16 protein-coding genes and 1 pseudogene are annotated in these 21,054 nt (G+C 71.0%); 10 read left to right on the top strand and 7 right to left on the bottom strand.

Going from position 1 to position 21,054, the window contains the following annotated elements:
- Positions 1 to 14 precede the first annotated feature (14 nt).
- The 3 genes from ABD352_RS28630 to ABD352_RS28620 form a co-directional block, all read right to left on the bottom strand.
- Positions 15 to 524, bottom strand: a complete 510-nt coding sequence (locus ABD352_RS28630) for a hypothetical protein (RefSeq protein WP_344615606.1) — start codon at positions 522 to 524, stop codon at positions 15 to 17.
- An 81-nt stretch (positions 525 to 605) separates the two neighbouring features.
- Positions 606 to 1,769, bottom strand: a complete 1,164-nt coding sequence (locus ABD352_RS28625) for a DUF2786 domain-containing protein (protein ID WP_344615605.1) — start codon at positions 1,767 to 1,769, stop codon at positions 606 to 608.
- 10 nt (positions 1,770 to 1,779) lie between these two features.
- The gene (locus ABD352_RS28620; protein WP_344615604.1) at positions 1,780 to 2,931 is read right to left on the bottom strand and encodes an FAD-dependent oxidoreductase; all 1,152 of its coding nucleotides are present in this window, start codon (positions 2,929 to 2,931) and stop codon (positions 1,780 to 1,782) included.
- A 105-nt stretch (positions 2,932 to 3,036) separates the two neighbouring features.
- Between ABD352_RS28620 and ABD352_RS28615 the strand changes: the two genes are divergently transcribed.
- From ABD352_RS28615 to ABD352_RS28600, 4 genes are all read left to right on the top strand, one after another.
- The gene (locus ABD352_RS28615; protein ID WP_344615603.1) at positions 3,037 to 3,636 is read left to right on the top strand and encodes a TetR/AcrR family transcriptional regulator; all 600 of its coding nucleotides are present in this window, start codon (positions 3,037 to 3,039) and stop codon (positions 3,634 to 3,636) included.
- 85 nt (positions 3,637 to 3,721) lie between these two features.
- Positions 3,722 to 4,669 (top strand): TIGR01777 family oxidoreductase, encoded by a 948-nt coding sequence (locus ABD352_RS28610; protein WP_344615602.1) that lies wholly within the window; start codon positions 3,722 to 3,724, stop codon positions 4,667 to 4,669.
- A gap of 137 nt (positions 4,670 to 4,806) precedes the next feature.
- Positions 4,807 to 6,141, top strand: coding sequence for a chitosanase (locus tag ABD352_RS28605; protein WP_344615601.1), 1,335 nt, complete (start codon positions 4,807 to 4,809; stop codon positions 6,139 to 6,141).
- An 85-nt stretch (positions 6,142 to 6,226) separates the two neighbouring features.
- Positions 6,227 to 7,144 (top strand): hypothetical protein, encoded by a 918-nt coding sequence (locus ABD352_RS28600; RefSeq protein ID WP_344615600.1) that lies wholly within the window; start codon positions 6,227 to 6,229, stop codon positions 7,142 to 7,144.
- A gap of 5 nt (positions 7,145 to 7,149) precedes the next feature.
- Here ABD352_RS28600 and ABD352_RS28595 read toward each other — a convergent pair whose 3' ends face one another.
- Positions 7,150 to 8,982: a DUF6311 domain-containing protein gene (locus tag ABD352_RS28595; RefSeq protein WP_344615599.1), complete on the bottom strand. Its 1,833-nt coding sequence runs from the start codon at positions 8,980 to 8,982 to the stop codon at positions 7,150 to 7,152.
- Between the two features lie 100 nt (positions 8,983 to 9,082).
- Complete coding sequence (locus tag ABD352_RS28590; protein WP_344615598.1) at positions 9,083 to 9,808, bottom strand: hypothetical protein; 726 nt, start codon at positions 9,806 to 9,808, stop codon at positions 9,083 to 9,085.
- Positions 9,809 to 10,094: 286 nt separating this feature from the next.
- Between ABD352_RS28590 and ABD352_RS28585 the strand changes: the two genes are divergently transcribed.
- A complete protein-coding gene (locus tag ABD352_RS28585) occupies positions 10,095 to 11,213 on the top strand; it encodes a hypothetical protein (RefSeq protein WP_344615597.1) in 1,119 nt (372 codons plus the stop codon).
- 82 nt (positions 11,214 to 11,295) lie between these two features.
- On the top strand, positions 11,296 to 11,895 hold the full coding sequence (locus tag ABD352_RS28580; protein ID WP_344615596.1) for a hypothetical protein: 600 nt from the start codon (positions 11,296 to 11,298) through the stop codon (positions 11,893 to 11,895).
- Between the two features lie 2 nt (positions 11,896 to 11,897).
- Here the strand turns inward: ABD352_RS28580 and ABD352_RS28575 are convergent, their stop codons facing one another.
- Both ABD352_RS28575 and ABD352_RS28570 read right to left on the bottom strand, forming a co-directional pair.
- On the bottom strand, positions 11,898 to 12,518 hold the full coding sequence (locus ABD352_RS28575; RefSeq protein WP_344615595.1) for a TlpA family protein disulfide reductase: 621 nt from the start codon (positions 12,516 to 12,518) through the stop codon (positions 11,898 to 11,900).
- A 306-nt stretch (positions 12,519 to 12,824) separates the two neighbouring features.
- On the bottom strand, positions 12,825 to 13,742 hold the full coding sequence (locus ABD352_RS28570) for an aminoglycoside phosphotransferase family protein (protein ID WP_344615594.1): 918 nt from the start codon (positions 13,740 to 13,742) through the stop codon (positions 12,825 to 12,827).
- Between the two features lie 321 nt (positions 13,743 to 14,063).
- On the opposite strand from ABD352_RS28570, the pseudogene ABD352_RS28565 reads away from it, so the two are divergent.
- The 4 genes and pseudogenes from ABD352_RS28565 to ABD352_RS28550 all read left to right on the top strand — a co-directional run.
- Positions 14,064 to 16,043, top strand: a pseudogene (locus tag ABD352_RS28565) (glycoside hydrolase family 48 protein); the annotation flags it as partial.
- A gap of 141 nt (positions 16,044 to 16,184) precedes the next feature.
- On the top strand, positions 16,185 to 16,481 hold the full coding sequence (locus tag ABD352_RS28560) for a cellulose binding domain-containing protein (protein ID WP_344615733.1): 297 nt from the start codon (positions 16,185 to 16,187) through the stop codon (positions 16,479 to 16,481).
- Between the two features lie 240 nt (positions 16,482 to 16,721).
- Positions 16,722 to 17,270, top strand: coding sequence for a hypothetical protein (locus tag ABD352_RS28555; protein WP_344615593.1), 549 nt, complete (start codon positions 16,722 to 16,724; stop codon positions 17,268 to 17,270).
- A 1,061-nt stretch (positions 17,271 to 18,331) separates the two neighbouring features.
- Positions 18,332 to 21,049 (top strand): AAA family ATPase, encoded by a 2,718-nt coding sequence (locus tag ABD352_RS28550; RefSeq protein ID WP_344615592.1) that lies wholly within the window; start codon positions 18,332 to 18,334, stop codon positions 21,047 to 21,049.
- Positions 21,050 to 21,054: the final 5 nt, after the last annotated feature.

Raw genomic sequence — 21,054 nt, 5'->3', positions numbered from 1 at the left:
CTTTTGCGAAAGCGTCAGCGGTACTGCGGCTGCCGGCCGCCCATCGCCTGCCCGAAGCGCGGGTCGCTCTTGGGCACCTCGACGAAGTTGCCGTCCTGCGAGACGAACGCGCCGGCCACCGCCTGGCCGCCACCGCGCAGCGCGACGATGAGACCGATCAGGAGTCCCATGAACCCGGCGAAGATCAGCAGCGGGGCGCCGCTGCTGTCGCCGCTCGCGAGGGCAACGCCGACGATGAACAGCAGCACGCCGAGGCCGAGCACGCCCAGGCCGATGCCCAGCATGCGGGCGCGGGACGCCTTGCACTGCTCGCACCACGGCCACGCCGCCGCCTGCACGGTCTTGCGCACCATCATGACCACGATCGCGTAGACGATGCCGCCGAGCAGGATGAGCGGGGGCGCCCACTTCGGCGGCTTGGAGATGAGCCGCATCTTCTTCATCTCGATCGCCGGCTCGCCGTGGCGGGGGCAGACGTGCGGCATGTGACCGGCCGCCACCTGCTGTGCAGGAATTTGGATCATGTTGAGGTACTCCCCGTCGATGCGTGACTGATGACGGGCGAGGATCTCACGCCGGACCGGGATGTGACGTCGGTCGATCGGTCAGAGCAGGGTGGCCCGGTCGGCCGCCTCCCGGCCGGACTCCCAGCCCTCGCGGCTGTCGACCCGGCTCCCGCGCCCCCGCACGGTGCGCGGGAAGACCTTCGCCATGGTCTCGCGCACCTGCTCGTCCCGGGAGCGCAGCACCGGCAGCAGGTCCGCCTGCTCGGGGGCCGCCTCGATCGCCGCCTCCGCCACCCGGGCCAGCCGCTCGCCGATGCGCACCGCGTAGGCGACCAGGAACGACTGGCGGAACGCCTTGAGCCGGGCCCGGCCGGCCTTGCCCCCGGGCGGCTCCGACTTCGCCATGGCCCGGTTCGCCTGGACCAGCAGCGAGGTGTACAGCAGGTCGACCGCGTCGATGTCCGCGTCGAACCCGAACACGGTGGTGAACCCGTGGTCCGGCGACCACACGGTGTGGCAGCGGTTGGCCTCGGCGACGGCGCTGAGCAGCGACGCCTTCTCGCCCTCGTAGGGGTGGTCGACCCCGATGCGGCGGGCGAAGGGCACCACGGTCGCGTCCGGGCCGCCCCGGCCGGCCAGCAGGGCCTCGTCGATCGAGTGGCGGGCGACGAGCTCCTGCGCCTTGGCCGTGTAGGTCTCGGCCTCGGCCGGGTACGAGGTCGACTCGGCCTTGGCCAGCAGCGCCCGCACCCGGTCGAGCAGCCGCACGTCGACGTGGGCGGCGCTCACCCGCCGGGGCGCGCTGCCCGGCGGCGGGACCAGCACCTCGATGGGCGGCAGCTCGGCGAGCACCCGCAGCAGCCCGAGCAGGTCGTCGATGGCCGAGATCCGGTCGCGGCGGTGCCGGGCGGCGAGCTCGGTGACGTACCGGTCGTCGGCGCCCCACCAGACCGCCGCTTCCAGCTCGTCGGCCTGGGCCAGCCAGCGCTCGTCGACGCCCTTGCGGGGAAAGCCGCGCAGGTGGGCCGCGACGGCGTCGACCAGGGCCCGGCCGAGCAGCGGCCGGTCGGTCCCGCCGCGGCGGACCACGACCCGGTGCAGCTCCACCGGCTGCCAGCCGCCCCGGAACACTCGCCCGGCGGCCTCGGCGAGCGCGGCGAACAGCGCCGGGTCGACGTCCGCTGCCGGGGCGACGGCGAGGCGGTCGAGGCCGTCCTCGTAGTCCACCGCCCCGTGCACCAGGGCGTCGATCTGGGATTTCACGGCGCCAAGGCTACTTGGCCAATTCGGCGGGCTCGTAGGCGTACAGCCAGGCGGTGGCCTTCTCGTAGAACATCGGCACGAAGATCCGCATCATCGCGGCCTGCAACCGCCGCTTGACCGGGCCGGCCTTCTTCGCCCCGCGGTTGTCCTCGGCGGTGCCCAGCACCTTCGCGATCCGCGGGCGCCGCTCGGCGTCGTAGGCCAGCAGGGCCGCCGGCACCGACCCGGCCCGCTGCAGCCCGGCGGCGAGGGCCAGCGCGTCCTCGATCGCCATCGAGGCGCCCTGCCCGGCCCCGACCGGGTGCGCGGCGTCGCCGATGAGCACGATCCGCTCCCCGTGCCAGGCCGGGATCGGATCGGCGACGTGCATGAGCACCGGGGCGTGCACCCCGGTGGCGGCCGCGATCACTCGCGCGGGCGTCTCCTCCTGCGCGAAGGCGGCGGCGGTGCGCCGCAGCCACTCGGCGTCGCCGGCCCCGCGCCGGTCGGGCTCGGCCGGCGCCTGGATCTGCGCCGACCACCACACCTCATCGCCGGCGGCCAGGTGGATGAAGGCGCCGTTGCGGGCGAAGGTCAGGTTGAACACGCCCGGCTCGACGCCGTCCAGCCGGGACACGCCGGAGACCGAGTAGAGCCCGGCGTACTGCGGCCGCGGCGCGCCCGGGTTCAATGCCCCGCGGACCGTGGACCAGATCCCGTCCGCGGCCACGAGCAGGTCCGCGGTCTCGGCCCGGCCGCCCTCGAACGCGGCGGTCACCCCGTCCGCCGCCTCGGTCGCCGAGACGAGCCGCTCGCCGGTGACGATCCGCGCGCCGGCCGCGGCCGCCCGGTCCCGCAGTGCGGCGACCAGCCGCCCGCGCATGAGCGTGACGCTGCGCACCGCGTCGGCCTCCCGTCTCCCGCGGGCCACGTCGCCGAGCAGCATGCCGCCGGCCGACCACATCCGCTGCCGCTCGATCTCGTGCCCCGCCGCCCGCACCGCCTCCAGTGCGCCGAGCCCGTCGAGGCAGCGCAGCCCGTTGGCGGCCAGGCTGACGAACGCGCCGACGTCGCCCTCCGGGTCCGCGTACGCCTCGTAGACGGTCACCTCGGCGCCGATGCGCCGCAGCGCCAGAGCCGCCGTCGCGCCCGCCACCCCGCCGCCGATCACCATCGCCCGCATGGCGGTCCTCCTTTCTCGCTGAATCTCGATTCACTGAACTTGGATTCTGTGAAAGTATGTTCGGTAGGATCAGGGGCGTCAACCCCGGGGCGGCAGGAGGCGTCGATGCCTGAAGGCGGGCGCAAGGTGAAGGCGGCACAGACCCGGGCGGCCCTGCTGGACGCCGCCCGGACACTCTTCGGCGAGCGCGGCTACCTCAACACCAAGATCACCGACATCACGGCCGCGGCCGGCCGCGCGACCGGCTCGTTCTACGAGCACTTCGCCGACAAGGACGAGCTGCTGCGGGCCCTGCTGGCCGACATCGAGGACGCCGCCGACGAGCGGATGGCCCAGGTCGAGCACCCGCGCGAGCACGACCTGACGGACCGGGAGCAGCTGCGCCTGCACCTGGGCATCGCCTGGGGCGTCATGCGGCAGCACCGGGCCGTCCAGGTGGCGCTGTTCCAGTCGATGGTGGCCGACGACCCTGCCTCCGGGCGGGCCTGGCGGGACCTCACCGGGCAGACCGCGACCCTGCGTGAGCACCTGGAATGGCTGCGCGAGCAGGGCCACCGGCTCCCCGGCGAGCCGGAGCTGATCGCCGCCGCCATGGGCTCCCTGCTGGCCCTGACCGGCTACGCCCTGCCGCCGGACGGCCCGTACGGCGACGAGCAGGTGGTCGATGCCCTCACCGACCTTCTGCTCAATGGGCTGGCCGGTTAGCCAGGGCTCGACCCCCGTGAAGCGGTTCGTTCGGACCCGATCGAGCTGGTAGGTTCGACCCGATCGAGCTGGTAGAAAGGGCGCCGTGAAGATCGTGCTCGCCGGGGGCACCGGAACCCTCGGCCGCCGGATCGCCGCCGATCTGGCCGATCGCGGCGACGACGTCGTCATCCTCACCCGCCGGGTCCGCGACGAGCTGCCCTACCGCCAGATCCTCTGGGACGGCGCCACGGTCGAGGACTGGGCCGAGGAGCTGTCCGGCGCCGCCGTGATCAACCTCGCCGGCGAGCTGGTGGACCGCCGCCCCACCCGGGCCAACGTGGACCTGCTGCGCGCCTCCCGGGTCCGCCCCACCTGCGCCCTGGTCGAGGCGGCGGCCGTGCTGGCCGAGCCGCCGCTGGTCTGGCTGCAGGCGAGCACCCTGGCCATCTACGGCGACGCCGGCGAGCCGGAGCTGGACGAGACGGCCCCGGTCGGCGACGGCCCGGTGCAGATGGCGGGCGTGGCCCGGGCCTGGGAGTCGGCCGCCGCGCTGGCCGAGGCGGCCACCTTCCACCGCGCGATCGTCGACGGGACCCGCCAGGTCGTGCTGCGGATGGGCATCGTGCTGGACCGCGGCGCCCCGGCCCTGACCCGCCTCACCGGCCTGGTGCGGTGGGGCCTGGGCGGCCGGGCCGGCTCCGGCCGGCAGTGGGTGAGCTGGATCCACGTCGAGGACCTCCTCGCCGCGGTGCGCCACCTGCTCGACGACGCGTCGCTGTCCGGCGTCGTCCACGTCACCGGCCCCAACCCGGTGCGCAACGCCGAGCTGATGGCCGCCCTGCGCGCGATCCTGCGCCGCCCGCCGGCCCCGTCAGTGCCGGCCTGGCTGGTCCGGGCCGGCGCGGTGGCGCTGCGCACCGACGCGGCGCTCGCCCTGACTGGCCGCCGCGGGGTGCCGCGCCGGCTGCTTGACGCCGGCTTCGAGTTCGCCCATCCGGATCTGGTCCCGGCGCTCGAGGACCTCCTGCTCGCGCCGCACATCGCGCCTTAAGCGGCATCACCCGTCCAGAAGGGCCGGGCTGAGGCCTTCCTGAAATCCACCTTTCCTCGCCCCGATCCCACCCTCGCGCGTGGTCGGATACGCCTCGTAACCGGTCCGCTTCCGCGTCCGCGTCCGCTGGAGGGTCGATGCTCGTGTCCCGCAGGCTCGTCGTCGCGCTGGCCGCCGCCGGCGCGCTCGTCGCGGTGCCGCTGGCCGTGTGGGCCAACGCCGGCCCGGCGGCCGAGGCGGCGACCAACGCGCTGCTGTCCCGCGGCCGGCCGGCCGAGGCCTCCTCGGTCGAGTCCCCGGACCTGCCCGCGGCCGACGCCGTCGACGGGGACCCGCGCAGCCGGTGGGGGAGCGAGGAGGGCGCCGACCCGCAGTGGATCTCCATCGATCTGGGCGCCCGGAGCACCATCACCCGGGTCCGGTTGCGTTGGGAGGCCGCGTACGCCAGGCAGTACAGCATCGAAACGTCCCCGGACGGCGCGGCGTGGACGCCGATCTACAGCACGAGGCGCGGGGACGGCGGCACCGACGACCTGACCGGGCTGTCCGGCTCGGGGCGGTACGTGCGCATGTCCGGAACCGCCCGCGGCACGAAGTGGGGTTACTCCTTGTACGAGTTCGAGGTCTACGGCACCACCAGCCACAGCGCCGGGCGCGCTTCGCAGGGGGCGGTCAGCCCGTCCCCGGCAGCGACGACAAGCGCGGCGCGGCCGTCCGCGACCACGGCGGCGCCCGCGACGCCCGCGACAACGGCGGCGCCCGGGACCGGGCTGGACGACCCGGCCAAGAAGGAGATCGCCATGCGGCTGGTCTCCTCGGCCGAGAACTCCTCGCTGGACTGGAAGGCGCAGTACCAGTACATCGAGGACATCGGCGACGGCCGCGGCTACACCGGCGGGATCATCGGCTTCTGCTCCGGCACCGGCGACATGCTCGAGCTGGTCGAGGCCTACACCCAGCGCGTTCCCGGCAACGCGCTGGCCAAGTACCTACCGGCGCTGCGCAAGCTCGACGGCTCCGACTCCCACGCCGGGCTCGACCCGGGCTTCACCAAGGACTGGAAGGCTGCGGCGGCCGACCCGCAGTTCCAGAAGGCGCAGGACGACGAGCGGGACCGGGTGTACCTCAACCCCGCCGTCACCCAGGCCAAGGCCGACGGCCTGGGCGCCCTCGGCCAGTTCATCTACTACGACGCCATGGTCATGCACGGCCCCGGCACCGACCCGGTCAGCTTCGGCGGCATCCGCAAGGCGGCGATGGCCAAGGCCAAGACCCCGGCGCAGGGCGGCTCCGAGCCGTCCTACCTCAGCGCCTTCCTGGACGCCCGGGCGGCGGCGATGCGCACCGAGGCCGCGCACAGCGACACCAGCCGGGTGGACACGGCCCAGCGCCAGTTCCTCAACCAGGGCAACCTGGACCTGCACACCCCGCTGACCTGGAAGGTGTACGGCGAGACCTTCCACATCCCGTAACGATTGCCCGGCGACCCCTTGCGCGGGTGCGTACGATCGGCGGCGTGGCGCAGCCGATCATCGATCTCGACGAACGGGCACGGCTATGAGTGCCCCGTCGCCGCTGGACCTGTGCGTCGAGGCGCTGGCCACCGGCCGGGTGCAGGGACTCAGCGCCGACGCGCCGATCCATGCCCTGGCCGCGACCCTCGGCGCCGAGTTCGCCGAGCAGTCGTCCGGCGACGCCATGTACCGCGACTTCGGCACCGTCGAGTGCCACTACGAGCGGCTGGGCCCCGACGAGCCGTGGCAGGGCCGGTTCCTGGTGGTCCGGGCCGACCGGCTGCCGGCCCCGGTCCGCCTCGACTACCTGCAGGAGGAGCTGCGCCGGGTCGGCCAGAGCCTCCAGCCGTTGCCCGCCGACCGGCACGGCGCCCCCGACACGCTGCGGGCGCCGGTCAGCGGTGCGACGGTCACCGCCGAGGACGGCGTCGTGGTGGCGATCGCCGCCCCGGTCTGGCTGGTGCCGGACTCCCCGGCCTTGCCGGAGGCCCGGTGGCGGGCCGTCTGCGACAGTCTCGGCGAGCTGCTGCCGCTGACGCGCACCGAGCGGGCGGAGTGGCTGGCCGACCGGGTGCCCGACAGCGCCGAGGCCGCCGAGTGGTGGGTGGCGCTGCTGCACCCGCTGCCGGCGCTGCGGTTCCGGGACCCGCAGCGGGCGGTGGAGTGGGCCGGACTGGAGATCTGGCTGCTGGACCGGGCGGCCGACGCCGGCGCCTGGTCGCGCGAGGAGTGGGTGTGGCGGTGGATGTGGTTCGTCCGCAGCCTCACCCAGCGGGCCGCCGCCAAGCACGCCGCCGACCTGACCCGGATCAGCCTGGCGGCGCTGCCGATGACGGTCGCCCAGCTGCACGGGCTGCCGACGGACTGGCGGGCCCTGAGCGTGCCCGACCTGAAGCGGGCGCGCACCGCCCGGGCCCTGCTCTCCGTGGCCACCTCCTACGGCGCCCGCGTGATGGGCTAGACCCGCTACCGCAGCTCGTTCCTGACGTCCCACATCCACACGCCGCCGACGCCCTTGGCCGGGCCGAACAGGGCGGTCACGGTGTCCCGGGCGGGGACCCACTCCGCGGAGGCCGGGACGATGACGAGCGACGCGTGCCAGTACCGCAGGTCGGCCCGCGCCTGCGCCCGCTCCTCGTCGCCGATCGGCGGCACCTTGTACTGGTACGCGGCGTAGGCGAACAGGTCGTCGGTCGGGCGGGTGACCGGGCCGACGGTCGCGTGGTGGCCCTCGATGCCGTCCTTCGGGCCGAGGAAGTAGCCGTGCGACAGCGGCATCTGCTCGTTGGTCGCCGCCGCCCAGGCCATGCCGTCGTACCAGTCCCACTGCGGCAGCGGCACGACCAGTACCGTCTGGCCGCGCCCGACGTACTGCCTCCACGTCCCCGCCGTGATGAACGTCGGCGTCGGGGGCCGGTCGACCACCTTGAGCGTCCAGGGCGCGGCCGGCACCAGCGCCACGGCCACCAGGCCGCAGATCAGCGCCTGCCGGTTGCGGCCGGTCAGCCCCGGGATCTCCGACAGCCGCTGGATGCCGATGGCCACCAGCAGCACGACCGCCCACTGGGTGACCTGCCCGAACCGGGTCGGCAGCGCGGTGTCGAAGAGGGGCAGGTCGTTGAGCAGGCCGAAGGGGCCCTTGATGCCAGTGTCGACGCCCTCGTACTGCAGCGGGGAGCCCATCGCCAGCACGGCGAACCCGAGCCCGGTGACGGCCAGGCAGCGCACCCGCACGTCCCGCCACTGCCACCAGACCAGCACGACGAGCAGGACGACCAGCGACCAGCCGAAGTAGCCGTGCTCCTCGGCGCCGAGACCGAACGGTGACGGCGTGTTGAAGCGGCGCAGACGCTCGGCGATGCTGTTGCTGCCGTACGTCGTCAGCCCCAGCACGTCCAGGCGGAACTTCGTCATCGCCGGCTCGCCGCCGTGGTAGCTGCCCGGCCCGTAGAACTGGAAGTAGAGCGGGTAGGCCAGGACCGCACCGGCCGCGCCGGCGGTCACCGCCAGCCCGGCGGCGAGCGGCCTGACGAGGGTCCGGACCACCTCGCGCCGTTGCAGGGCGTAGAGCGTCATGAACGACGCCATGCCCAGCGCGGCCAGGAGCAGGGTCTCCTCATTGACGAACGCCTGGTACACGACGACGGCCGCCAGCAGCAGCCCGTTGCGCACCGGGCGGCCTTCCAGCAGCTTGCACGAGCGCCAGATCAGCAGCGGTACGGCGAACTGTGCGGCCAGGTTCGGGTGGTACGAGATGTGCGAGGCGACCGCGGGCGCGAACCCGCCGACCAGCCCGCCCACCCACGCCGCCGCCCGGTTGGTCGCCAGGTGGCGGGAGAACAGCCAGTACCAGGACGTCGCGGTGGCCACCACGGCGAGCACCATCAGCACGTCGAAGCTCGCCTGCGCGCCGAACATCAGGGTGACCGGCGCCATCGGGATGCCCAGCCCGAGCGCGCTCGTGTTGGCCATGGCGTTGACGCCGAACGGCGCGTTGAGGTTCGCGATGAAGAGCGGGTTGCCACCGTGCGTCACGAAGTGGGCCGCGTGCGCGAGGAAGAGTTCGGCCTGGGCCCGGTCGCCCGCCTGGATCGGGATCGTCCCGCCGCGGCCGATCAGGAGCGGCGCGACGATGAACAGCATGAGCAGCAGGTACGAGGCGACCGGGAGCAGGTCGGCACGCCTGACCCACCGGCGCCACGCGGAGTCGGTGATGTCCGCGTTACTCTGCGTGTCTTCGCGCCTCTGCGCCGCCTCCTCGGCGGGCCGCAGCACCATGACGCGACCACCGGTCGACATTGCGTGACCGTAGCAACGCGGTCGCCCGATTTCCCCCGATGTGGGGGTGAGATGTGGGGCGAATCCTTATGCCGGATTCGCCCCCTTTCATATCTGACGATCAGTCACCCATGGGGCTCACGGTGTCGGTGGGCACCGGTACGGGCTCCGTGGCCGTGTCGGTCGGCATCGGTGCCGGCTGCGTAGCCGTGTCGGTCGGCATCGGTGCTGGCTGCGTGGTCGTGTCGGTCGGCGCCGGGATCGGGTTGCCGAACGTGTCGGTCGGCGTCGGCGTCAGTGGCGTGCAGCCCGGGTTCGGCGTCTCGGTCGGGGACACGGTGCCGCCGAAGGTCGGCGTGGCGCTGGGTACCTCGGTGGGCACGGTGCCGCCGTAGGGAGGCGCGGTGGTCGGCGTCATGGCCGGCAGTGTCGACGAAGCCTGGGTGGGCGTCGCGTTGATGTCCGGCGGCACGATGATCGAGCTGCCCACGCTGGGCTGGGTCGGCGGGTAGATGATGCTCCCGCCCGGCGCCGGTTGTGTGGCCGTGTCGGTCGGCATCGGGATCGGGTTGCCGAACGTGTCGGTCGGCATCGGTGCCGGTTGCGTGGCCGTGTCGGTCGGCGCCGGGATCGGGTTGCCGAACGTGTCGGTCGGCGTCGGCGTCACGCAGGGGTTGTCGGACGGCTCCCCGGTCGGCGTGGCGCTGGGTGATTCGCTGGGCGCGGCGGTGGTGGGCATCGCGCCCCACGGGTCGGGCGTCACCGTCTCGGCCGGCCGCGCCCGGTCGGCCCCTCCGACGGTCTGTGCCCCGGCGACGGTCTGTTGCAGCACGCCGGCGGTCAGCACCGCAAGGAAACAGGCCCCCCCGACGATAATCGGCCGGCGCCGTTTGCTGTTGCTGGCAGGCATTGGGTGAAACCCCCGTTGATCTCGACAGCAGTCACCCATATCCTCACTTGGGGTTAGCCCGTTTGGCCCGAAAACGCCGATTTTCAGGATTTTCGCGGCTTTTTACCGTACGGCGGAAGGCCCGTCGATCGGTCGCAGTGACGCGGATCGCCAACAACCGGACAGCACTACTGGCAGGAAGAGGCTATGCTGCCCCGGGTCTTCCGCGTGCCGAGGAGCTTTCATGTCTGACCCGTACGCACCACAACCCCCTCAGGACCCCTACGGCCAGCCGTCCTACGGCCAGCAGCCGTCGCCATATGGCCAGCCACCGTCATACGGCCAGCAGCCGCCGCCATATGGCCAGCCCTCGTATGGCAACGACCCCGGCTACGGCGCCCAGCCCGGTTACGGCGGTCAGCCCGGCTACGGTGCCGGCAACGACCCCGGCTACGGTGCCCAACCCGGCTACGGCAACGACCCCGGCTATGGCGCTCAGCCCGGCTACGGCCAGCCGTCCTACGGCAACGACCCCGGCTATGGCCAGCAGCCGGCCTACGGCCAGCCGACGTCCGGCGTCCCCGGTTACGGCCAGCCGACGTCCGCGGTCCCGGCCTCCGGCGGGGGCTACGGCCAGCCCGGCTACGGCGCTGACCCCGGCTACCCCGCGTGGGGCGGCGCGGCCCCGACCCCGCCGCCGCGCAAGCGCACCGGCCTGGTCCTGAGCCTCGTCTTCGGCGCCCTGGCCCTGGTGCTGTGCGGCGGCATCGGCGTGGCCGCGTGGGTGTACTCGTCCAACGACGAGAAGACGCCCGAGGCGACCTCCTCCTCGACCCCGACCACCGGTAGCAGCGCCAAGACCCCGACCGGCGGCGCCAAGACGACCGCGGCCGCCGGCCCGAAGGTCAAGCTCACCGCCCCGGCCACCATCAGCACCTGGAAGAAGCAGGCCAACCAGGACCAGGCCCAGGCCATGGCCAAGCAGCTCTCGGCGGCCGGCATCGACAACCCGTTCGCCGCCCAGTACCAGGACTCGTCGAAGACCAGCCGCGTCGCCATCGTGTGGGGCGGCACCGGCTCGATCTTCAGCGTGGGCGGCCCCGACAAGCAGCTGGACTCCTTCTTCAAGAGCGCCTTCCAGTCGCTGAACAGCACCGGCAGCGCCCCGATCGACGTCCAGCCGGGCTCGCTGGGCGGCAAGGCCCAGTGCGAGAAGACCGACTCCTCCTCGGGCGTGACCATCTCCATCTGCGCCTGGGTCGGCAACGACGCGCTGCTGGCGTTCATGTTCAGCCAGATGGAGCCGGACGCCGCCGCCACCCAGGTCAAGGTGATGCTCCCCGCCATCGTCACCGCCGCCTGACACCTTCCTCGAAGCCGCCCGCGCCCCCAACGGGACGCGGGCGGCTCCTTTCAGGGAGTACGGCGGTGGCTAGTGTTCGAGCATGACGGCCCTCGAGGACGTGATCCGAGCCCTGTTGTTCCGGCGCCCAGGAGTGGAGCCCGAGCCGCGCGCCAGGTCTGTCGAGCGGCTCGACGACGGGACATTCCACGTCGACTACCACGACCCTGACCACGTCTACCTCGTGACCGTGCGCCAGATCCCGCGAGTCCGCTTGCCGCTCGAGCGTCCGGCGCCCGTCGGCCAGGTCGGCGGGGTGCGCGCGGAGCTCGTACAGGTGAGCCTGGCCAACCACATCGAGGTCGTCCTCGACGCCGAGCCGGGCCCGCCTCGGGAGGCGGCGCTCGACGCCTACCTGACCTCGTACGGGCAGTGGGCGGAGCGCGCCGAGCCTGGGTCGCCGCCACCGCCGCAGCCCGGGGAACAGTTCGGCAGGATCGCGCTCGCGGTTTCCGATGACAGCGGCACGGCCTATCGTCTCGCCTCAGGCCAGCTTGGCGGCACGGGCATGGAGTGGACGGTGCGCTGGTTGTTCCGGCCGACCCCGCCCGTCACGGCGCGTCGCCTGACGCTCGACTTCACGTCTCCCGCCGGACCACCCGTGAGCATCAGCCTTCCGCTGCCTCCCTTCACCAATTCCTGAAGCTATTCAGTCACGGCAAGGGCTCGAACAGTGGCCTCGAGTTCGGTGCGGGTAACTTTGCGCTGAGCGACGGCTGCCACGTTGCCGGCCTGGTCAAGGACGACGGTGTTCGGCAGCGTGCGGGGCGAGATCGCGGGAAAGGTCAGCGGAATCTCACCGGCCGGATCGAACAGGCTCGGATAGGTCAATCGATAGGAGTCGACAAATTTCCTGGCCGCGTCGCGGTCGTCGTTGACGTTCACGCCGAGCACACGCACACCGAGGCCGGCGGTAGCCTCGGCGACAGCCTGCAGATCCGGCGCCTCGTCACCGCAGGGCGCGCACCAGGACGCCCAGAAGTTGATTACCACAACAGAGCCGCGCCACTCGGCGAGCCGAAACGCGCTGTTGTCGAGGAGATGTCCGGTCAACGCCGGCGCGGCCTGACGGCTCGCAGGCGAAAATTGGACGATGGCGGTGGCAGCGGGACGCGCTTGACCGTCCGCGTCATTCGGCTGTTGCAAACACCAGGCCGCCACCAAACTGACCGCGACGATTGCGCACGCGGCAAGCCGACGACGCGTAAACAACGTGCCCCCTGGAAGTTGATGCACCGCTCGAAATTCTTGTAGACGGTAGCTCAAGCGGCTGGCAGCTCTCCCCGCTCACCCGACCTCGCGACCCGCCTGTGCCGCCGTCCGTGCCCTGTCGGGCCACCACTCAAACTGACAAACAAGGGCATACGCGCTGTCGTATCTATCGTGCGTCAGTGCTTCCAGATACGCCGACACGGCACGCTCACTCCTGAATCGCTCCCTCCGCCAGATCAGCGCATCGGCACTCCCGCATATCAGCGCAAAAGCCGCCATAACACTCAGCACCTTCAGGGCGCCACGTCGGCTACGCGCGGCATGAATGCTGTCAGGCAACGTGCACCGGCCTCCTTCCGCTTAGGCGCGAGTCGCGGTGAGGCGTTGAAGGGCTGCGGCTGCCGGGGGTCCCCACGTGGCCTTTCCACCCGGGAGGTCGCGGACTCCGGCATCGCCGATGAGTACGCAGGCGAGGGCCTTGATCAGCGCCCAGCCGCGAGCGCGCCGCAGGGTCGCCGCGTCCGCAGCCGCCGAGTAGGCCTGATGGAAACGGTCGATGGCACCGTCGGGGAGAAGGAGCCAACCGGCGGCCAGGTCACAGGCCGGGTCCCCGGCGCACATGTCGCCGAAGTCGACCACGCCGCAGAAATCGCCGTCGCGTGTCAGAAGGTTCGCCGGGTGCAAGTCCGCGTGCAGCCACAGCGCCGGACCTGACCAGGCGGGCGCGGCCAGCGCGTCATCCCAGACCTCGCGCACGGCGTCCGGGTCGGAAACCAACCCAAGATCGGCTGCCTCCTTCAGGAGGCGCCCGAAGCCTTCGCCGACATCGGCGAGCGGACCACCTCGGCGGTTCCGGCCCGCAGGCGCGTCATCAGGCGCCGGCTGATGCAGCGCCGCCAGGAAAGCCGCCAAGGTATCCGCCGCCTCGGCACCGCGAGTGGCGGGCGCGCGGTCAGCAGGTTCACCGGCGACCCAGGTAGTGACAATCCAAGGGCGCGGGAACCGCTCGGAAGGCCGGCCGAGTCGCTGCGGAACAGGTATCGGCAATGGGAGCCGCGCCGCCGTGGCGGGCAGCAGGGCGTGCTCCTTGAGCAGCAGCTCATCCGCGTCCTGAGTCGCCCAGGGCAGCCGAACCGCAAGCTCGTCGCCGAGCCGCCACAACTGATTGTCCCATCCACGCGCACCAAGCGTCAGCGGCAAGCCGGCCAGGTCGGGATGCTGCTCGCGGAGCAACGCTGCAATCAGATCCGCGCTGATGTCATTCACAGTGCCCGTCATCGAAGCGACTGTAGCCCTGCTCGTCGACCAGCCAAGCGAAGCGAGGCATCGGGGCGCGCCCAGGCGTATCCGTCGCGCGGCCTCGTGTTTTGCCGTGCGCGTCGCGCCTGCCGCCCGGCCGGCACGAAATTTTCAAGGAGAACTGCGCTGTCGACCGCGTTGCGGTGCGGCCTCGATTGACAGTCGATCGACTGAAATCCAGCATGGGAACGCTTCCATCGGGGTTCACCGATTGGTCTCGCTACCCAGGGCCGTGAACCACCGCTCCCCAACCATGCTGCAGGAGGATGTATGTCCCCTCTGTCCCGCAGGAAGTTCGTGGCTGCCGTCGGCGGCACGGTCGCCGGGATCGCACTGGGCTCGAAGGTGCTGGAGGCGGCCGCCGCCACCAACGCCGCACCGGACGCCTACGCACAGAAGTTCCTGGACCAGTACAACAAGATCAAGAGCTCGGCCAGCGGCTACTTCAGTCCGGCTGGAGTGCCCTACCACTCGGTCGAGACCCTCATGGTCGAGGCGCCCGACCACGGGCACGAGACCACGTCGGAGGCATTCAGCTACTGGATGTGGCTGGAGGCCGTGTACGGCCGGGTGACGGGCGACTGGGCCCCGTTCAACGCTACGTGGGCGGCGGCCGAGAAGTACATCATTCCCACCGCGACCGACCAGCCCTCGAACGCCTCGTACAACGCGAGCAAGCCGGCGACCTACGCGCCCGAGTGGCCGGATCCCAGCAACTACCCCAGCCCGCTGGACGGCTCCGTGTCCGTCGGCGCCGACCCGATCGCGGGTGAGCTCCAGTCGGCCTACGGCACCCCCGACATCTACGGGATGCACTGGCTGCTCGACGTGGACAACGTGTACGGGTACGGCAACACCGCAGGCACCGGTGCGGAGAACGGCCCGGGCGCGTCCGGACCCTGCTACATCAACAGCTACCAGCGTGGCGCCCAGGAGTCGGTGTGGGAGACCATCCCGCAGCCTTGCACCGACCTGATGAAGTACGGCGGCACCAACGGTTACCTGGACCTGTTCGTCAAGGACTCGAGCTACGCCAAGCAGTGGAAGTACACCAACGCGCCGGACGCCGATGCGCGTGCGATCCAGGCGGCGTACTGGGCGTACCGGTGGGCGTCGGCACAGGGCAACGCGAGCGCCGTCTCCGCGTCGGTGGCCAAGGCCGCGAAGATGGGCGACTACCTGCGGTACGGCATGTTCGACAAGTACTTCAAGCAGATCGGGAACTGCACCAGCCCGTCCGGCTGCCCCGCCGGCACCGGCCGCAGTTCGCAGCATTATCTGCTCGGCTGGTACTACGCGTGGGGCGGCGCCGAGCCGGGCGGCGGCTGGGCCTGGCGCATCGGTGACGGGGCCGCGCACCACGGGTACCAGAACCCGGTGGCCGCGTGGGCACTGTCCACCGTGAGCTCGATGGCGCCGAAGTCGGCAACCGGCAAGTCGGACTGGGCGACCAGCCTCAACCGCCAGATCGAGTTCCTGCGCTGGCTGCAGTCGACCGAGGGCGGCATCGCCGGCGGTGCCACCAACAGCTGGAACGGTCAGTACGGCGCCCCCCCGGCCGGCACGCCGACGTTCTACGGCATGTACTACGACTGGGAGCCGGTCTACCACGACCCGCCGAGCAACAACTGGTTCGGCATGCAGGCGTGGGGCATGGAGCGCTGGGCCGAGTACTACTACCTGACCAAGGACAGCAAGGTAAAGCCGGTCCTGGACAAGTGGATCACCTGGGTCTCCGGCCAGGTCACCGTCGGCACCGGCGGCAGCTTCCAGATCCCGTCGACGCTGAGCTGGACCGGCCAGCCCGACACCTGGAACGCGTCCAGCCCGGGCAGCAACGCCAGCCTCCACGTCACCGTCGCCGACTACGGTCAGGACGTCGGGGTGGCCGCCGCGCTCATCAAGGCCCTGCTGTACTACGCGGCCGCGACCGGCAGCAGCGCCGCGCAGACGCTGGGCAAGAACCTGCTGGACGCCCTGGCGACGCACACCGACAACAAGGGCATCGCGATCGCCGAAACCCGCACCGACTACAGCCGCTTCAAGGACACCGTCTTCGTGCCGTCCGGCTGGACCGGCAAGATGCCCAACGGCGACACCATCGCGCCCGGCGCGACCTTCCTGTCGATCCGGTCCTTCTACAAGAACGACCCGGACTTCGCGAAGGTCCAGGCGTACCTCAACGGTGGAGCCGTCCCGTCATTCACGTACCACCGGTTCTGGGCGCAGGCCGACGTCGCCATGGCGCTGGCCCTGTACTCGGAGTTGTTCCTCGGCGGCGGCGTCACCAGCCCGTCGCCGAGCGCCTCGAAGTCCGCGTCGGCAAGCGCCTCGGCCTCGGCCTCGGCGTCCGCGTCGGCAAGCGCCTCGGCGTCGGCCTCGCGCTCGCCGTCCGCGAGCCCGAGCCGCGGCGGCGCCGCGGTGGCCGCCAGCTACCGTGTCGACAGCGACTGGGGTGCCGGCTTCACGGCGACGGTCACGGTGCAGAACAACGGGACAACGCCGATCAGCTCGTGGCGGGTCACCTGGACCTGGGCCGGCAACCAGCAGATCACCAACGCCTGGAACGCCGGCTGCACCCAGTCGGGCCGAACCGTCACCGCCGTAAACCTCGGCTACAACGGCACGATTCCGCCCGGCGGTTCGACGACCTTCGGTTTCCAGGCCACGTACTCCGGCAGCAACACCGCGCCCACCCTCAGCGCCTCGGGCAGCTGATTCGATGAACCGGCCCGGCCACAGCACATCGTGGCCGGGCCGGCCCCCCCTCGGAACGGTTGGAACGGACGAGGGCCCCATGTATAGACACCGACCGAGTGGCAAACTGGTCGGTCCCGCAGCGGCGATTTTCCCGGCGTCGAGGTGTCTGTATCGGCGAACGTCACACTCGACAACGGGAGGCAAGGCTTGCGACACCGGAAACCACGCCGACTGGCCACATTGGCCACCGCCATTCTCGTGGCAATCGCCGGAACGCTGCTGATCAGTAGCCCGGCCCGGGCAGACGATCCAGGCGACGGCTGCTACTACGACATCCGCCCCGTGGGGCATCTCACCTACATCATGGGCCGGCGTCAGCTGTACGGCTCAGCCGGGACCGACGACACCATCACCACCGAGACGATCGGCTGGCTCCAGCAGGAGTACTCGTCCAGCTGCCACCACATGGCCGCCCACCTCCACCTGTACGGCGGCAACCAGGGCAGCTGGTACGCGCCGTGGACCGCGACCGTCTACAACTGGCACAACACCCCGAGCGGATCGTTCCTCTTCTCCACCGGCCAATGGAGTCCAGGCCTGACCTCGGCCACGGACATCTACTCGTGGGGCGAGGACATCCACGACTCCAGATACCACGCGTTCAGCGTCCACGCGGACTTCCAGACAGACCACCGCGGGAAAATGTCGTGCTCGGTATCCACCGACACACACGACTACAACACCGGAGGCAACACCGCCTCCGGCTACGCCAGAAACTACTGCACCGGCGCCGTCAACCAGTACTGAGGAAGAGCTAGGGCAATTGCCCCACAAAGCTCGACGCAGTCAGCGGCCGCCCGGAGGGCCGGCCGCTGACACGTCGTCGCCAACGGCGAGGTTCCCGAACGGCGAGGCGGCGATTGATCGAGGCGAGCGAAGCGAGGCCAGTGCCGAAGCGAAGCGAGGCATGGGGGGGCGCGGGGTGGGAACCCCCCGCTTGCGAGCGAAGCGAGCGGAAACATCCACCGCCGAGCACGACAAAAGGGACGGAGTCCATGAGTAGACTCCGCCCCTCGGCGGTGGACCATACGTGGCAGAATCCGAACCGCATTCCAGCAGCTCACGGTCCGGTTGTGGCAGTCAGGCCAGTCGGAACCCGGCGGTCATAGGGTCGGGCGCTGGTTCGAATCTCCGGCGGGATACATCCCAAAACTGGTCACGCTGGGCCGCTTGGCTGTAGCAGTCGCCCTGCGCTCGCCGGCGTCCGCTTCAGCCTGACGGATCTAGTTCCGCAACGCCTCGTGATGCACGCCCAGCTGCTCCGCCAGCCGGCGGTCACCGGCTTCGGGTCCGACTCGCGATACAAGCGCACGGCACGCGCTCGCAGCTCGTCAGGGTACTTCTTCGGTGCTGCCACGGATCTTTCTTCCCCACGGCCATCAGACCAAGATCAAGAATCTCCATGAATGCGGGGTGGCTCAATGCCAGTCCAGCACCTCTATTGGACTCTGTGATCTGAGTCCATTTCCGGGGGCAGATCAAGAGTGCGGCCTTAGGCGCTTGTGCTCGCATTTGGCAGGATCGTGACCGCCGCCCAAATCCCCCCGCATTGTCCGAGTTTGCTCTCATTGACCGGCACGTCTGTCGTGCCAGTTCCACTGCCCACGGGGCTGCGTCCTCCAGGAGGGCCAAGGCAGGCGCTGGTTGCCGGGTGGATCGACGCGTCGATTCAGTCGACTTACTGAAGCGCTACCGCACGGCGCTGTGGCCAACTGTCTCGCGAAGAGTTTGCGCTCGTGCTCGCGTGGGGGTGAATGGTGTCAGTGCCTGTGGCGGGTGTCGCTGCACGGGCGGCCGGCGTCCGGCCGGTGCTGTTCGGCCGCGAGGCGGAACTGGCCGAGCTGGCGGCGCTGTTCGCTGGCGCTGAACCGGCGGGTGCGGCCGTGGTCGTGTCCGGCGACCCCGGCATCGGCAAGTCTGCGCTGCTCGAGGCGGCGCGTGATCTGGGGCGAGCTGCCGGTTTTCAGACGCTGAGCACGGTTGGTGTCGAAGCCGAGGCGCAGCTGCCGTATTCGGGTCTGCACCAGTTGCTGCGCCCGTTGGTGGGCTTCGCCGACCGGCTCCCGGTACGGCTGCGGGACGCGCTGGCCTCCGCGCTCGGGTCTGGGGGCGAGACCGCCCCGGAGCCGTTCCTGGTCTCCCTTGCCGTCCTCAATCTCTTGGCGGAGGCCGCGAGCGAGCAGCCGCTGGCCGTCCTCGCCGATGACGTGCAGTGGCTCGACCCGCAGACCCACGACACCCTGGCGTTCCTCGCTCGGCGAGTGGCAATGGACCCCATCGTCGTCGTCGGTGTCGTTCGGCGCGGGTATCCGGGACCGTTCGCCGCCGCAGGGCTGCCCGAGATCGAGGTTGGCCGCCTATCCGATGAGGCGTCTGAGTTGCTGCTCAGTGCGCAGAGTTCTGAACTGGACGGCTGGCGCCGACGGCGAGTGCTGCGCGAGGCGGACGGCAATCCGCTGGCCCTGATCGAGTTGCCCAAGGCGTGGCACGCCGCTTATGCACAGGACAATTTACCACCCGACCGGCTGCCGGTCACCTCGCGGCTGGAGCGCTCCTTCGCCCATCGGATGGCCGGGCTGCGTACGGAGGCGAGAGATGCGCTGCTGGTGGCCGCGACGAACGACGGGGACGATCTGCCGGAGATCCTGGCCGCGGCCGGTGTGCTCAGCGGCAGGCCGGTGACGCTCGAGGTGTTCGACGCGGTGGTCCGGGCGGGCCTGCTGCACGTGGACGAGGCGCGGGTACGGTTCCGCCATCCCCTGGTTCGGTCGGCTGTGCTGCAGGCCGAGTCGACGCACCGCCGGATGGCCGCCAACGCTGCCCTGGCCGACGTGCTCACGCACGAGCCGTACCGGCGGGCCTGGCACCGGGCCCAGTCGACCGTTGGCCCGGACGATGAGATCGCTAACGAACTGGTCGAAAGCGCCAGTTTCTCGGTCAGTCGGGGGGCGGTGATCACGACCATCCGCTGCTTGGAGCGGTCGGCCGCGCTGACCACCGACCCCGCCGAGCGCGGACACCGCCTGCTGCTCGCCGCGGAGCACGCCTTCGGCCTGGGCCGCGCCGACTTGGTGGACCGGCTGGTCCGGGCCGCGTCGGCGTATCCGCTGTCCGATCTGGACCGCGGGCGTACGCAGTGGTTGCGGGAGATCTTCCACGACGGGGTACCGGGTGACGCCGGCAGGGTGCTGACGCTGTGCCGCATCGCCGACGATGCGGTCCGCGGCAACGACCCTGACCTGGCCCTGAACCTGTTGCACGGCGCGGCGCTGCGCTGCTGGTGGTCGGAGACCGGGCCGCAGCCAAGGGCGGCGGTAGCGGCGGCAGTGCGCCGAGTGCCCGGTATGCAAGACGATCCCCGGTTCGTCTGCACCCTGGCCGTGGCGGAGCCGGTTCTGGAGGCCGCGGCTGTCCACGAGATGCTGTCCGGTATCACGATCGAGGAGGTCGGCGACCCGAACGCGCTGCGGCTGTACGGGATGGCGGCCCATGCGATCGGCGATTCGGCGCTCGCTGCGGATTTCCTTGAACCGGCGGAGGCGAAGCTGCGCAACCAGGGCCGGCTGGGCTTGCTCACTCACACACTGGTCATGCAGGTTGGGGTCAGACTCACCCTCGGTTCGTGGGACCGGGCCGTCGCGGCCGCCGAGGAGGGGCGCCGGCTGGGTCAGGACACCGGCCAGACCATCTGGGACAACCTGGTGGGGGAGTCCCGGTCCGCGGCGCTGCGCGGCGAGCTGACGGAAGCGCTGCGGATGGCCGATGAGAGCGAGCGTGATGCCGGCGGCCGCCAGCTCAACGACCTGCTCGCGTGCGTGCAGCTCACCCGCGGGTACGCGTACGTCGCTGCGCGTCGATACGAGGAGGCGTACCGGGAGCTGTGCAGGCTGTTCGATCCGGAGGACCCCGCGTACCACCTGAGGGAGAGCTATCCAGGGCTGATGTTCTTTGTCGACGCCGCGGTGCAGACCGATCGGAGGGACGAGGCCCGCCGGGTGCTGGCTGGGTTCGAGGAGGTGGCCCGGGTGACCCCCTCACCGGATCTGCGGCTCAACGTGGCCTACGGGCGGGCGGTGGTGGCCGACGACGCCGCCGCGGAGCCGCTCTACCAGGCGGCGTTGGCGCAGAACTTGATCCGTTGGCCGTGGTTCCGGGCCCGTTTCGAGCTGGCCTACGGCGAATGGCTGCGCCGCCAGCGCCGGGCCGCCGAGTCGCGCATTCACCTGCGCTCGGCGCTGGTGAACCTGGAGTTGATCGGCGCGCACAGCTGGGCCGAGCAGGCCCGCGCCGAATTGCGTGCGGCCGGTGAGCGGATGGCCCAGGCCGCGGCAAGCGCCCAGGATCTGCTCTCGCCACAGGAGTTGCAGGTCGCCCGTCTCGCCGCTGAGGGACTGTCCAATAGGGAGATCGGGGAGCAGCTGTACCTGTCCCCGCGAACCATAGGATCACATTTGTACCGGATCTTCCCCAAACTGAACATCACTTCCCGGCAGCAGCTGGCCAACCGTAGGGATCTCGTCTCATGACCAGG

The organism is Dactylosporangium salmoneum, assembly GCF_039532525.1.
Classification (GTDB): domain Bacteria; phylum Actinomycetota; class Actinomycetes; order Mycobacteriales; family Micromonosporaceae; genus Dactylosporangium; species Dactylosporangium salmoneum.
The sequence above is the reverse complement of the archived record's forward strand: the minus strand, read 5'-3'. Positions and strand labels throughout refer to the sequence as shown.

Bases quoted from the DNA above. Each gene is read 5' to 3' on its own strand.
- ABD352_RS28570 (WP_344615594.1), bottom strand. From the start codon at position 13,742: ATGACGGGCACTGTGAATGACATCAGCGCGGATCTGATTGCAGCGTTG.
- ABD352_RS28605 (WP_344615601.1), top strand. From the start codon at position 4,807: ATGCTCGTGTCCCGCAGGCTCGTCGTCGCGCTGGCCGCCGCCGGCGCG.
- ABD352_RS28585 (WP_344615597.1), top strand. From the start codon at position 10,095: ATGTCTGACCCGTACGCACCACAACCCCCTCAGGACCCCTACGGCCAG.
- ABD352_RS28595 (WP_344615599.1), bottom strand. From the start codon at position 8,982: ATGTCGACCGGTGGTCGCGTCATGGTGCTGCGGCCCGCCGAGGAGGCG.
- ABD352_RS28630 (WP_344615606.1), bottom strand. From the start codon at position 524: ATGATCCAAATTCCTGCACAGCAGGTGGCGGCCGGTCACATGCCGCAC.
- ABD352_RS28580 (WP_344615596.1), top strand. From the start codon at position 11,296: ATGACGGCCCTCGAGGACGTGATCCGAGCCCTGTTGTTCCGGCGCCCA.
- ABD352_RS28600 (WP_344615600.1), top strand. From the start codon at position 6,227: ATGAGTGCCCCGTCGCCGCTGGACCTGTGCGTCGAGGCGCTGGCCACC.
- ABD352_RS28620 (WP_344615604.1), bottom strand. From the start codon at position 2,931: ATGCGGGCGATGGTGATCGGCGGCGGGGTGGCGGGCGCGACGGCGGCT.
- ABD352_RS28615 (WP_344615603.1), top strand. From the start codon at position 3,037: ATGCCTGAAGGCGGGCGCAAGGTGAAGGCGGCACAGACCCGGGCGGCC.